This is a genomic window from Bacillus sp. GC_Bacil_1, assembly GCF_026540675.1.
In the GTDB taxonomy this organism is placed as follows: domain Bacteria; phylum Bacillota; class Bacilli; order Bacillales; family Bacillaceae_G; genus Bacillus_A; species Bacillus_A cereus.
In genome coordinates this window covers 1-559 of record NZ_JALNUG010000056.1, presented here as the reverse complement: position 1 = coordinate 559, position 559 = coordinate 1, and the positions used below count along the sequence as shown (strand labels likewise).

Genomic DNA, 559 nt, shown 5'->3' with positions numbered 1-559 from the left:
TCGTAAAGTTGAATTTGCATCGTTTAGGTCTTTAAATGAAGCATCTCCAGCTGGCAGTTTTAGAGAGTTAGAGATTAATTGAGCAAATTCGGCTCTTGTTATCGCTCTATTGGGTGCGAAAACTCCGTTTCCTTCCCCTATCATAATACCCCTTCTATTTAACTCTCGAATAGCATCTTCATACCAACCTCCTGTAATGTCATCTTTTGGTTGATAAAGATTATTATAATACCCCTCAACGCTATTTACGAATACATCCCATTGCCCATTATTAATCATGTTAGCAGGACAGATTTTACCGCTCCATTTTTGGTGTTTTACAATGTTATTTAACGGTACACCAGTTTCTTTCATTAAATAAGCTACAAGTTTTTTGGCGTTATCTACCGCTTTACTGTAGTTTCCGTCACTGTTAACTGCGATTTCAATTGCAATAGATTCTCTATTACCTGGACCATCACCGTCTCCTGCGTGCCATCCGTTCTCGTTTAATGGTAGGTGTTGATAAATCTCCTTATCGTCTACTGTAAAATGCCAAGATGCAGCTCGGTCTGTACTG

The 559-nt window shown here is 38.8% G+C and carries 1 protein-coding gene; it reads right to left on the bottom strand.

What is annotated here, in order from left to right; genetic code table 11:
* Positions 1-559: N-acetylmuramoyl-L-alanine amidase (locus tag OXT04_RS29555; RefSeq protein WP_267418941.1), on the bottom strand; the 559-nt coding region annotated here is incomplete at both ends.